Source organism: Bacteroides sp. ZJ-18 (assembly GCF_011038705.2).
Taxonomy (GTDB): Bacteria; Bacteroidota; Bacteroidia; order Bacteroidales; family Bacteroidaceae; genus Bacteroides; species Bacteroides hominis.
In genome coordinates this window covers 2,136,663-2,149,937 of the sequence record NZ_CP072198.1, presented here as the reverse complement: position 1 = coordinate 2,149,937, position 13,275 = coordinate 2,136,663, and the positions used below count along the sequence as shown (strand labels likewise).

Below are 13,275 nucleotides of genomic sequence, written 5' to 3'. Positions count from 1 at the left end.
TTTACACTTTTTTAAGTTTTAAATTATACACCATATTATATATTTTCCCCCTTTCATTCTTATTTATACCAGCAAACATTACTATAACCCCATTTAATAGCAATATTACGATAAGAATAAAAATAAAATGAAAATTATAAATTTGCATATATATTAGATAAGATAAAGGAATACTTAATGTGACAACACAACCAACTGGGAACAACACTTTTTGCAGAAAAAGCTCCAGAGGAACTCCTAATAAATATTTTACAAAATAAACTCTAATCAACAATACTAATATATTTATACCAACTCTTATCCATAATACACTTTCCGGAGATCCTCCAAAATAAAGCAAAAAATAAGACAAAATAATACTTGAAAAAACAAACAAACTCAATATTATTTGATATTTTTTTATTTTTCCAGTTGCAAAAATAGCCATCCAAAAAGGACCAGTCACAGCATCAACTAATGAATAAATAATCATTAATATACAAAAGTTTGAAGTATAAGTTGGAACAATAGTTAACCAACAATGTAAAATAGCATCTATATTAAAAATAATTGGAATAGCCAATAAATATATCAAATAGAATGACATTTTAGATGTATAGAACATCATATTGAAAAGATATTCAAAATCACTATTTGCATAAGACTTAGTTATTTGAGGTTTAAAAGCCGTCTGGAAATTACTAACAAAACTCATCAATGCGGAATTTACTTGATTTGAAATCCCTAATGCTGCATTGACAACTACTCCATAAAACATATTTAATAATATATTATTCCCCTGACTAGAAAATACAATAGCGACCTGACCAAGGAAACTCCAACCAGAAAAACTCATCAATTCTTTATATATATTCTTATCCCAATAGAAACGATATTTACAATAAGGATATATTTTTAAACAAAAAAGTTTATTTATAAAGTAAAATAGAACAGAAGAAAAAAATATCAAGAAAGCATACAAAACAAGTCTATCACTAAAAAATAATTGCAACAAGAAAGCAATGCAAAGCTTCATTATTACTTCTGCAATACTTACATATGCATAAATAGACATTTTCTCTTGTGCAATTATATTTGCATCATATGGAACCTTTATAATCTGAAAACAAAAAGCCAAAATCGAAAATTGGTAAACCAAATTAGCCTCTACTATTTTTCCATTAGGTATACTTATATAAGAGTTTAAAAACCATAATCCAATAGTTTCCGAAAATAACAATACTATAGCTATTATGGAAAAATGCGATAAAAGACTAATGCTAAACACTTTAGGAAGTTCTATTGCATCACCCTTTCCTATAGCAAAAGTTATATATCTCTGAGTTGCACTTGTCATTGCACCATTAATAAATGAAAATAATGTGACAACTCCTCCTACAACATTATAAATACCATAATCTTCAATCCCAAGGCTTTCTAATATAATCCTTGATGTATATAATGTAACCAACATAGTTACCATCATACGTAAATACAATATTACAGTATTCTTTGCAATATGCTTGCCCCCTTTATTCATTTAATAAGGATTTATAAACAATATTCTAATAAGAGAGATAAATTCTATTAGTTACACCATTCTTATAAAAAATAAAAATCTATCAATTAAACTTTTACAGTTTAAAATAATTAAGCTCTATATTTATTAAAAAAATACACTACAAACACTTCATAACTGACTTACATTATACCCATAACATCCAGAACGGTCCCTAAGCTGGCTATCAGCTCCTCATCCCCCGTCTGCTCAAAGCACTCCAACAGTAACTGACATTTCAAAACAGAGGCAGGAAGTTTTTCTAAAACAGCCATTGAACGATCCAATAACTCTTGAATAACCTGTTCATTCTCTGCGGAGACATTAAACAGCATGGTATCGTAACCTTTGAACAAGGCAACAAGTATTTCCGCTTCTTCTTCTGGAGATTCCCCCTTCCGGAGAAGAAGATCGGCACACAAATTACGGAGTTCCTGATTTAACGCAGTAAGTTCATTCACATAGACAGGAGTACCGTCCTCACCATACTCCAGAAGCTTTTTCACAACAGAGGACACAGAGTTACACAGAGAATTTTTCATTTTAAAAAGGAATGAATTATGATTCGTCGATTCTTTCTTCGGTTTTTGACTTATATAAAAGAGAATTGTATCTAATGACGTAACGGGGCATTACATATATTGTTATCACCCGTTACATATATTGTCATCGCCATTACATATAATGGCATTTTCTTTACATATATATTTCTTATTTCTCTTTCCGGACGTAACTGGCCGGAATTGTAACCATAGCGCTACCGAACATATCGATACGTACTAAAATATGATATTTATTATTATAGCGGACCAATTCTCCCCGCAAGCCTTGTAAATCGCCCTTGGCAACTACTACACGAGTACCTTTGGGAATGGACTCTCCTGTCAGGATCACCTGATCCTGGGAGTAATCGAGCATATAGCGAAAATCAGCCATTTGCGCATCAGGGATACAGGTAGGAGCCCCGGTGGAACGATCACGAAGGAAATCGTATACATTCAGTGTGCTTCGGACGGCGGCCATTTCCTGACGGGAGATATGAACGAAAACCATACGGGGCAACAAAAGGCGCTCACGCTCAATGCGTTTTCCTTCACGCTCTATGACACGGTTTTGTACAGGAAGAAAGGTATCTACCTCCTGCAATTGAAAATAATCCCGAACTTTACGTTCTGAGTTAGTTCGTGTCAGTACGACATACCAATGTTTATCGCTATCTGTTGTCTCCAAGACTACGTTCGTAAGAAAAAGTTTCAGTAATGACTAAGGATGAAAATTTGTTAAAAACAGGAATATTTAAAAAATACGCCTTATTTTCAGCAATTTACAAATTAAGTTTTTTAATGATTGGATATAGAAAAAGTATTCGCATCAGATTTGAGAACCATCTGATACGTTGAATTATTTTATTTGAAATATATATTCGATTCAAAAAAGAGTATTCACACGCATATATATTTTCGGTTACAAAGGTAAAACCTTCTTTCGAGTCTCCAAAACTTTTCACAGATTATTTTCACAAAACATGGCTATACCCATGTAAATCAAAAGTATAATTCAAATCTTCATAAAGAAGGGAAGTACTATAATATATGTATTATAGAAAAATATAAAAACAAGCATTTAATTAAATAACAAGAAGTATTAATGCTAACTTGATAAATTGACAACTTCATATTTTAAATGTAAAAGGATGATTCTACCTGAACTAAACAACAAACATATAATCATCTGATTTCCTGCAAACAGGGTATTAATAAAATGATTATAGGAAGTTAACTTTAACACAGTGTTAAAGTTAACTTCGTAACCATAGGATATTAACTTCATAAAAATACGAAGTTAATAAGTTATCGGCAAGCAATTAAACTTCTCTTCTTACCATTAACATTGTTAATACATTCAGTAGTAAGCTAACCATCGGTATCCTTTACAACTGCATCATTTTCTTATGCCCTATTATACATAATTCCTCTTTTCTGCGGCGGTACATGGCTATATTGGTAAAACCGGCATTAACAAGAGTGGCCTTCAGCTGATCCTCGGAATACACCACCATTCCTTCGACACGACTGGTCCATACTTCATTCGTCGGATCACTCATTTCGCAACAGATAAGAAAAGCACCGCCAGGCTTCAAGACACGTGCCACTTCAGTAAAAGTATGCTGTAAGTCACTCCAGAAGTAAATGGTCTCAAAAGCGGTGACCACATTAAAACTGTGATCGGAATATGGAAGTTGATCGACACTCCCCTGCTCTACAAAACAACGTGTACCAAGTTGCCTTCTGTTTCTTTTTCGTGCAAAAGCAACACTTTCCGGTGAAATGTCTATGCCAAAAGCCTTACCTTGCGGGCAATATTTGAGGATTTGCGCCAGGTTGGCACCACCACCGCAACCTATATCAAGCACGTTCCATCCCTGATGCCACTCCATACAAGACATTCCCCAATGAGCCAACGAAGCATGTCCCTGATTCATTCCCCAGAGTATCATTCTTCCAAAGAATCCTTCGGGTTTACGGACATTCTGCAAGATTCTGTTAATAAGGCTTTTTCTTTTCATTTATTATTTGTTTTGGTTTCGCAAACAAAGTTACAGATTCCACATAAACAGGCAATACCTAAAAGTAGGGAATTTATTCGATAGAAGCACAGCATGAATTTCGTTTCTATTTCATAAATATTACATAAACATTACAACATAACTCTTTCATTATCAATATCTATTAATAATAAATATTCATATATTCAGTAACAGGTCTGTAATACGAGGGACCTATTTTTGCGCCAGAAAACAACAAGCAGATGTTATGGACAATGTACAACAAGTAAAAACTAATTCACAAAAGAAACTTTCCGATTTCCTTTTCATTCTTTGGGCAGGTGGTGCTGCATTGCTCTCCTACTCACTGGTTTATGCACTAAGAAAACCTTATACGGCTGCCGGATTCGATGGACTTGAGGCATTTGGAATGGATTATAAAGTAGTGGTCACTATCGCACAGATATTAGGATACGTACTTTCCAAGTTCATTGGGATCAAACTCATTTCAGAATTGAAACGGGAAAACCGGATGAAATTCATCCTGATCTCCATTGTACTGGCAGAAGCTTCGTTGATACTGTTCGGACTACTACCTGCACCTTATAATATAGGAGCTATGTTTCTGAACGGTCTTTCATTGGGATGTATGTGGGGAATCATTTTTAGTTTTATAGAAGGACGCCGCATGACGGACATACTCGCCAGCCTGTTGGGTGTCAGTATGGTTATCAGCTCGGGAACAGCTAAGTCCGCCGGCTTGTTTGTTATGGACACTTTAAACATAAGTGAATTCTGGATGCCGGCTCTGATCGGAGGTATTGCTTTACCCATACTCGCCCTATTGGGTTATTCTCTGAACCGGCTCCCACAACCCACGGCCGAAGATATCGCCATGAAATCGAAACGGGAAACACTGAACGGCAAACAGCGTTGGGATATCTTCAAGAATTTTATGCCATTTCTCACCCTGCTCTTCATTGCCAATGTAGTATTGACAATCTTAAGGGATATCAAAGAAGACTTCCTGGTGAAGATTATCGATGTATCCCAATACTCTTCGTGGATGTTTGCTCAGGTAGACAGCGTAGTAACTATCATTATCCTTGTCATTTTCGGGTTGATGGTTTTTGTACGAAGCAACTTGAAAGCATTATCGATATTACTGGGATTGATCATCATCAGCATGGTAGTGATGGCAGTGGTTTCATTTGGCTACGAACAATTGCAATTAAACGCTATTGTCTGGTTATTCATTCAGAGCCTCTGTCTTTATCTGGCTTTTCTCACTTTTCAGACCATTTTCTTCGACCGTTTTATCGCTTGCTTCAAAATCCGGGGTAATGTAGGTTTCTTTATTGCCATGAATGATTTTCTCGGTTATACGGGTACGGTTATCGTATTGGCTGTCAAGGAATTCTTTTCACCTGACATTAACTGGACTACTTTCTACAACCTGATGGCCGGCTATGTAGGAGTGATTTGTTTTGTCGCTTTCGTATGTTCATTTATCTATCTGCATCAACGTTATCGTAGAGAGAACTACGGAAAAACAGGCGTATTCAGAAAAAAAGAAGAAGAAAAAGAAGTTCCTGATTTCGTATATTAATTGCTATCTTTGTGGGTCAAAAAACTTAAAATAAAAGTTCACCATGAAGATTTTTCCAAGTAGCAGCATCAAAAAACTGGATGCTTACACCATAGAACATGAACCGATTGCATCGATCGACCTGATGGAACGGGCAGCGCAGGCACTGACAAAAGCCATCACTGAACGTTGGGACATCACAACTCCTGTCACGGTATTTGCGGGACCGGGTAATAACGGCGGAGATGCCCTTGCCGTGGCCCGCATGCTGGCGGAAAAGGAATATAAGGTTGAAGCCTATCTGTTCAACCCGAAAGGAGAACTGTCAGCCGACTGTCAGACCAACAAAGAATTGGTGGAAATGATGGATAATGTGAAGTTCAGTGAAGTAAGCACACAATTCGTACCTCCTACCCTGACAATGGATCATTTGGTAGTGGACGGACTTTTTGGTTCGGGACTCAATAAACCGTTAAGCGGCGGTTTCGCGGCTGTAGTGAAATATATCAATGCATCGCCTGCTACAGTGGTTGCTATCGACATCCCTTCGGGATTGATGGGAGAAGAAAACACATTTAACGTAAAAGCCAATATCATCCGTGCCCATCTGACACTGAGCCTGCAATTGCCCAAACTGGCTTTTCTCTTCGCAGAGAATGCCGAATTCGTTGGTGAATGGAAATTGCTGGATATCAACCTCAGCCATGAAGCCATCGAAGAAACAGAAAGCAATTATGCCTTATTGGAAGCAGAAGAGATACATGCTTTGATCAAGCCCCGCAGCCCCTTTTCACACAAAGGAAATTTCGGACACGCCTTGCTGATTGCCGGATCGTATGGTATGGCAGGGGCTTCGGTGCTGGCGGCCCGTGCCTGTATGCGTTCGGGGGTAGGATTGCTGACTGTACACGCACCCATGCGTAACAATGACATCCTACAGATTTCCGTCCCGGAAGCAATTGTCGAACTCGATGCCAGTGATTCCTGCTTTGCTTTTCCCACAGATACAGATGACTATCAGGCGGTAGGTATCGGTCCGGGAATCGGACGCTCAGAAGAAACAGAAGCCGCATTGCTCGAGCAACTCAGTGGATGCCAGACTCCTTTGGTGCTGGATGCCGATGCACTGAATATATTAGCCAACCACCGCCATGCACTGACCACGCTCCCCAAAGGCTCCATCCTGACCCCTCACCCCAAGGAGCTGGAACGTATGGTGGGCAAATGCCAGAATTCGTACGAGCGACTGATGAAAGCTTGTGAACTGGCTCGTACCGCTAAAGTACATATTATATTAAAAGGAGCTTATTCAGCAATTATCACCCCTTCGGGCAAATGTTATTTCAACTCCACAGGTAATCCGGGCATGGCGACAGCCGGAAGTGGAGATGTGTTGACAGGTGTCGTACTGGCTTTACTGACACAGGGATACCCGGCTGAAGAAGCAGCTAAAATAGGTACTTACGTACACGGTTTGGCCGGCGATTTCGCACGCAAAAAGCAGGGCGTTATCGGTATGACAGCCGGAGATATTGTCAATTATCTGCCAATGGCCTGGCGTCTGGTAAGCGAATAAAGGTTAACAACTTATGATTTTCCAAATAACTTCATTAACTTTGTTTTTTAAACCAGTTAAAATAAACCGGAAAATGAAAAAGCTAATTATACTGACAGGACTGTTACTTTCTGCCTCGGCATATGCCCAGACAGAAGTTACAGCGGGAGTTACCCGGGGAAAAGATTACGGGGTGACCTATGCACTTCCTAAAACAGCAATCGACATTGAAGTCAAAGCCAATAAAGTGACATACACTCCGGGAGAATTCAGCAAATATGCCGACCGTTATCTGCGGCTGACCGATGTGTCGGGAGAGCCTCAGGAATATTGGGAACTGGTCAGCGTCAAAGCCAAATCTGTCGGTATCCCCGATAGTGACCATACCTATTTCGTCAAACTGAAGGATAAAACAGTGGCTCCGTTGATAGAGTTGACCGAAGACGGTATTGTTAAATCGATCAATGTACCGTTAAGTCCGAAGAAGTCTGCACCTATACAACCAGCCACTACGCTGAGAAAAAAAGTAAATCCACGCGATTTTCTGACAGAAGAGATTCTGATGGCAGGTTCTACAGCTAAAATGGCTGAATTGGTCGCCAAAGAAATCTACAACATCCGCGAAAGCAAAAACGCCTTAGTACGCGGACAGGCAGACAACATGCCTAAAGACGGAGAACAACTGAAGATAATGCTTGCCAACCTGGAAGAACAGGAAGCTGCCATGACCGAAATGTTCTCAGGTACACTGAATAAAGACGAGCGGATATTTACTATCCGCCTGAATCCGGAAAAAGAGATGGATAACGAAGTGGCCTTCCGCTTTTCCAGGAAACTGGGTATAGTTGCCAATAATGATCTGGCAGGAGAACCGGTTTACATTACTCTGAAAAATCTGAAAACAGTCAATGTACCGGAAGACGATGGCAAAAAGAAAGTAGACGGCATAGCTTATAACGTACCCGGTAAGGCGCAAGTGACGCTCATAGAAGGAAAAAAAGAATGGTTTAACGGTGAACTTCCCGTTACACAGTTCGGAACAATTGAATATCTGGCTCCGGCTCTTTTCAATAAAAAATCGACCGTACAAGTTACTTTCAATCCGGCTACAGGAGGATTGATTAAAGTAGATAGGGAAGAAGGAGAATAAAACTGATAAAAAAACTCCGGCTGATCTATACAGGTCAGTCGGAGTTTTTTTATTTTCTTAAATTGTGCTTTTCAAACACCGTCAGTTCGTAACTGCTAATTTCACAAATCCGTCCTTCTGCAACTGGGTGATATAAGCAGTAATACGCGATTCGTAATTTTCTTCGTGATCGAAATGCTCTGCAAGTTCTTCAATAATCTGGCGTACGGTCCGCTTCCCGTCAATTAACTCCCATACGGCAGTACCATGTTCTTCCAGCCGGACATGAATATCCGGAGACATTCCTTTGGGCAATAAAAAACGCCGCATCCATTCATATTTAAACCGGGGGAAAGCAATGGTAACGGTACCATCGCTTCCCTTTTCGGCTGTAATATTCTCACTACGGAAAGGAATTACATCCAGAAGATTTATTTTCTCTTTCGCGTCTGCCATATTCTGTTATTTCTTAATATTCGCTTCCTGCAATCCGTATCCCTTCTTCTTATCTTCAGCTTTCAGCATCAAAGCCACAATCAGTGCCAAAACACCAAAACAAGCAAAGATAGACATAGGCAAAGTATAATCATAGGTCTGTGCACCATCTACAACGGGACCTTTGCAATAAGTATTCAGTACCCATCCGATCAACAAAGGAACACCCATCAATCCCCAGTTCTGTACCCAGAAAATCAGGGCATAGGCTGTACCCAGTTGTTTCTCCGGAATAATTTTCGGAACAGAAGGCCACATGGCAGAAGGCACCAGTGAGAAGGCAATACCCAGAATTATCATAATTACAGTGGCAAACCACCATACATTAAGGATAGGAAGCGCAAACAAAGTATGTACGCCAATCAACATAACGGCACCGATAATCATCAATGTAGCTCCCTTACCGATACGGTCATAAAGAGTACCAAACAACGGAGTCAGGAAGATGGTCCCTATCGGTAGTAATCCTGGGATATTTCCGGCCAATTTAGGATCTACGTTATACTTCTGCACCATCAAGTCGGTTGCATATTTAATAAAGGGGAAGACAGCGGAATAGAACAATACACACAATAAAGCAATCAACCAGAATCCCTTATTAGTAACAATAAGCATAACATCCTTCATACGGAACGGTTCCTCCGGTTCTTCTCCCTGAGCATCTAAAGAAGCATCAAGTTTCTTATCATAAAAGGTATAGATAAAGAAGGCGATAGTACCGATGCACAGCATAATCAGACACAACAAAATAGGCATCGGAATATTGGTATGGAAACTGCCACTTTCATCCGTATAGCCAAAATAATCGGCAATAGGAACAGTAAGTACCATTGCCAAAGTAGTACCGATACGCGCGGTTGCCATCTCAAGTCCCATGGCTAAAGCCATCTCTTTGCCCTTAAACCATTTTACAATAATCTTGGAAACCGTAATACCTGCAATCTCTACACCTACACCAAAGATAGCATATCCTAAAGCAGCCAGAAAGACCTGAGTTTTGAAGCCCATAATCAAAGCGCCTTCGGGGAAAGTTGTAGAAATAGCATAATATTTCAGTCCACAACCCAGCACCATCAGTATACAGGCTCCCATTCCGGTGAAACGAACTCCCATCTTATCGAGAATGATACCACCAAAAATCAACATCAGCAGGAATACATTAAACCACCCGTAAGCGCTGGTAAAGAATCCATAATCCAAACTATCCCAAAGGAGCTCTTTTTCGAGCATGGGTTTCAAAGGAGACATTACGTCAGTAAGGAAATAGCCGCAAAGCATAGTAAAAGCGACCAGAGCGAGCACACTCCAACGAAGTGTTTTGGAGTCACTCAGTTTGTTTCTCAATTGTTCTGTCATTGTAATATTTAAACTCAGAAGTTAGTAAAAGTGTTATAGCGAACAAAGGTAACTAAATCCGCCTTGTATGCCTAACAAAAAGATACATTTTACGGCTAAAAACAAGTGAAGCTGCAAGTTTCGGTTTGAAATTGCAGCTTCACTTATCGTTTCTTAAAAAGAATCTGTTGTTAGTTTGCCGGAGTTGCCGGAGTTTCTGTTGCAGGTGCTTCAGCCGGAGCAGCAGCATCCGTCTTCGGCGCAGTAGTACCTACAGGCAGGTTATACGGGTTGGTCTGTTCTTCCTGCTGAGCCTGTTCCATGATGACATCTTGCGTTTTAGAAGAAGAAGTCGGAACAACATAAGCAGTAGCAATGCTCATCACAACCATAAATGCAGCTAAGCCCCAAGTTGCCTTTTCCAGAAAGTCTGTAGTTTTGCGTACACCCATAATCTGGTTAGATGACGAGAACCCAGAAGCAAGACCACCGCCTTTTGAGTTCTGAATCAACACAATGAAGCACATCAGTATGGCTGCAATAACCATTAAGATAACTAATAATAAGTACATTTTGTTATTTTGATTTAGCGTTAATAATCAATTTCTCTAAAAATCTGATTTGGTCTGCAAAGTAAGCATTTTTTTTTGGATATTTCAAACTTAATTTTTTAATAATTTCAAGTGCCTTGGAATATCGGTGCTGTTTGACATATATTTTGGCTAATGTTTCGGTAAAACAGCTATCATCTTCATCTTCTTCATGATGCGCCTCCCCCTCTTCTTCCACGGGAAGCGTTTCATTGTTAGCTGCGGGCTGCAGACGAATGGATGTTTCTCCCTCACTTCTCTCGATAAAGCCATCGATCAATTCATACCCACGAAGTTTCGGAATCTCCGACTGTTCCGGAGCGGAATCTTCTTCATCTTCCTGTAACAGATAAGTAGTATAATCCGTTGAATAGTCCAGACTTGTCTGCCCGGAAACCTCTTCAGGCACAGTGGCCAAAAAAGCATCGATCAGGGAGAGTGTACGATCCAGACCGGGCTCTTCCTCCAACACTTCTGCTTCGGAAGGCATATTCTTTTTACGGGGCTTCAAAATATACCTCTCACCTTCAATCAGATAAAACAGCTTCCGGCGATCTGCCACATATAATATGGCTTTACGAAGCTCCGCACCGAAAGAGATATCGTGTAACAGATAAAGATTTTTAAGATAGAGTAAACGCAGCGACTGGAAATAAGGATAGCGTGTGACAAGTGTCCGCAACTCGTACAAAGTATCTTTATTCAGCGTTTCAGGATGCTGAATCCATTGTTGTAAATTAGCAGAAATCATCCCAATTACCAATTTGCTACCGTTGCATTAAATATTTGATCTGTAATCTCTTTGGTCATCTCCGCAATCAGTCCGTCCTGAACAGCTGTCAGTAACTCCCTTGAGTCGTAGACACGGAAAGCCGAGAATTGCTGTTCGAAGTCCTGCTCATGGTTCGTATTATTCACAAAACGAACATTTACCGTAATCGTCAGCTTCGTTTCAGAAGAGTATCCATCGGCCGAAACAGCTTGGTTATACTGGTTGTATCCGGTGATTTCTCCATCAATCTGAAGGTCGGCATTATTATTCACCAGCTTCAGGCGAGTCTGGCGAAGGAAGATATCTTTCAGATCTTCATTGAATTTAGTACCTAACGGTGCATAAACATAGTCCGACTTTATAGGAAAGTCGGCTATAGAAATAGTCTTTACCTTATCGTAATTGATATTACCACCATTAAATTTATAAGAAACAGTACACGAGATGCCCACTACCAGCGTGACAACCAGTAGTGAGATTCGCATTATCTTTTTATTCCAATCCATATTCTTTTATTTTTCGGTAAAGGGTACGCTCAGAGATATTGAGGTCCTTTGCCGCACTTTTTCGTTTGCCATGATGTTTCTCAAGGGCTTTACGTATCATTTCTTTCTCTACCTCGTCCAGCGAAAGAGACTCTTCAACATACTCTTCGGTATCCTGTATGTCATCGTCATCGGGACAATTAGGCTTGACCGGATGGATCAGGGCAGGTACAGAAGGCGGAGGCGTCACAACAGGAGCCGGGGCATAAAACGTACCAACATTGGAAGCTACAGCTCCGCGTTCGGACATGATTTCGTGCACAAGCTTTTTCAGTTCGGTCACATCCTGCCGCATATCAAAGAGAACCTGATATAAAATTTCACGTTCACTTTCAAAACTCTTCCCGGGCTTTACACCGAACAAAGCCGGCAGTCGTTGTGTATTCTGGGCAGGCAGATAGGTCCGCAAAATAGAAGCATTGATTTCACGATTTGTCTCAATGATGGAGATCTGTTCCGTGATATTCTTCAATTGGCGCACATTACCCGGCCATGAATATGACAATAAAACCTGTTTGGCATCTTCGGTCAGTTGTATCGCAGGCATACGATATTTCTCCGCAAAATCACTTGCAAATTTGCGGAACAGCAACAGCACGTCTTCTCCACGTTCCCGCAAAGGAGGAATCTGGATGGGTACCGTATTGAGACGGTAATACAAATCCTCACGAAAACGCCCTTCAGCAATGGCTTGTGTCAGATTGACATTGGTAGCAGCCACAATACGGACATCTGTTTTCTGCACTTTGGAAGAACCTACTTTTATAAACTCTCCGCTTTCAAGCACACGAAGCAAACGCGCCTGAGTAGGCAAAGGCAACTCCCCGACTTCATCCAGAAAGATAGTCCCGCCGTCGGCCTCGCCAAAATATCCTTTCCGCTCACCAATAGCACCTGTAAAAGCCCCTTTTTCATGCCCAAATAGTTCCGAATCAATGGTCCCCTCAGGAATAGCACCACAGTTCACGGCAATATACTGGCCATGTTTACGACGGCTATACTGATGAATAATCTGAGGAAAGCTTTCCTTGCCGACACCACTCTCTCCGGTTATTAGCACGGACAAATCGGTAGGCGCTACCTGTATGGCAACATCTATCGCACGCGTCAAGGCTTCAGTGTTACCAATAATACCGAACCTTAGTTTTACTTGTTGTATTTCCGCTTTTGTCATATTCGCACTA

13 protein-coding genes are annotated in these 13,275 nt (G+C 40.3%); 3 read left to right on the top strand and 10 right to left on the bottom strand.

From position 1 onward, the window contains the following. Position 1: 1 nt before the first annotated feature. The 4 genes from G7Y45_RS08450 to G7Y45_RS08435 form a co-directional block, all read right to left on the bottom strand. Entirely contained in the window at positions 2–1,519 is a 1,518-nt protein-coding gene (locus G7Y45_RS08450; protein ID WP_005775839.1) for a lipopolysaccharide biosynthesis protein, read from the bottom strand. 161 nt (positions 1,520–1,680) lie between these two features. After that, positions 1,681–2,079, bottom strand: a complete 399-nt coding sequence (locus G7Y45_RS08445; RefSeq protein WP_005775838.1) for a UpxZ family transcription anti-terminator antagonist — start codon at positions 2,077–2,079, stop codon at positions 1,681–1,683. Positions 2,080–2,248: 169 nt separating this feature from the next. Then, positions 2,249–2,767: a capsular polysaccharide transcription antiterminator UpcY gene (upcY, locus tag G7Y45_RS08440; RefSeq protein ID WP_008658901.1), complete on the bottom strand. Its 519-nt coding sequence runs from the start codon at positions 2,765–2,767 to the stop codon at positions 2,249–2,251. 700 nt (positions 2,768–3,467) lie between these two features. Beyond that, a complete protein-coding gene (locus G7Y45_RS08435; RefSeq protein WP_032531821.1) occupies positions 3,468–4,103 on the bottom strand; it encodes a class I SAM-dependent methyltransferase in 636 nt (211 codons plus the stop codon). A 247-nt stretch (positions 4,104–4,350) separates the two neighbouring features. Between G7Y45_RS08435 and G7Y45_RS08430 the strand changes: the two genes are divergently transcribed. The 3 genes from G7Y45_RS08430 (at position 4,351) to G7Y45_RS08420 (ending at position 8,375) form a co-directional block, all read left to right on the top strand. Beyond that, a complete protein-coding gene (locus G7Y45_RS08430) occupies positions 4,351–5,691 on the top strand; it encodes a DUF5690 family protein (RefSeq protein WP_165015979.1) in 1,341 nt (446 codons plus the stop codon). Positions 5,692–5,734: 43 nt separating this feature from the next. Next, positions 5,735–7,246, top strand: a complete 1,512-nt coding sequence (locus tag G7Y45_RS08425; protein WP_032539640.1) for a bifunctional ADP-dependent NAD(P)H-hydrate dehydratase/NAD(P)H-hydrate epimerase — start codon at positions 5,735–5,737, stop codon at positions 7,244–7,246. A 73-nt stretch (positions 7,247–7,319) separates the two neighbouring features. Then, positions 7,320–8,375: a DUF4831 family protein gene (locus tag G7Y45_RS08420; protein WP_005775831.1), complete on the top strand. Its 1,056-nt coding sequence runs from the start codon at positions 7,320–7,322 to the stop codon at positions 8,373–8,375. Positions 8,376–8,456: 81 nt separating this feature from the next. On the opposite strand, the gene G7Y45_RS08415 is transcribed toward G7Y45_RS08420, so the two are convergent. From G7Y45_RS08415 to G7Y45_RS08390, 6 genes are all read right to left on the bottom strand, one after another. Then, on the bottom strand, positions 8,457–8,810 hold the full coding sequence (locus tag G7Y45_RS08415; RefSeq protein ID WP_005809943.1) for a PqqD family protein: 354 nt from the start codon (positions 8,808–8,810) through the stop codon (positions 8,457–8,459). Between the two features lie 6 nt (positions 8,811–8,816). Further along, positions 8,817–10,205, bottom strand: coding sequence for an MFS transporter (locus G7Y45_RS08410; protein ID WP_005775829.1), 1,389 nt, complete (start codon positions 10,203–10,205; stop codon positions 8,817–8,819). A gap of 170 nt (positions 10,206–10,375) precedes the next feature. Then, a complete protein-coding gene (gene secG / locus G7Y45_RS08405; protein WP_005775827.1) occupies positions 10,376–10,756 on the bottom strand; it encodes a preprotein translocase subunit SecG in 381 nt (126 codons plus the stop codon). 4 nt (positions 10,757–10,760) lie between these two features. After that, positions 10,761–11,525: a tetratricopeptide repeat protein gene (locus G7Y45_RS08400; protein WP_122296602.1), complete on the bottom strand. Its 765-nt coding sequence runs from the start codon at positions 11,523–11,525 to the stop codon at positions 10,761–10,763. 5 nt (positions 11,526–11,530) lie between these two features. After that, complete coding sequence (gene lptE, locus G7Y45_RS08395; protein ID WP_005775825.1) at positions 11,531–12,052, bottom strand: LptE family protein; 522 nt, start codon at positions 12,050–12,052, stop codon at positions 11,531–11,533. Next, positions 12,039–13,265, bottom strand: a complete 1,227-nt coding sequence (locus G7Y45_RS08390; RefSeq protein WP_005809949.1) for a sigma-54-dependent Fis family transcriptional regulator — start codon at positions 13,263–13,265, stop codon at positions 12,039–12,041. Before G7Y45_RS08390 ends, lptE begins: the two co-directional genes overlap by 14 nt. Between the last annotated feature and the right edge of the window lie 10 nt (positions 13,266–13,275).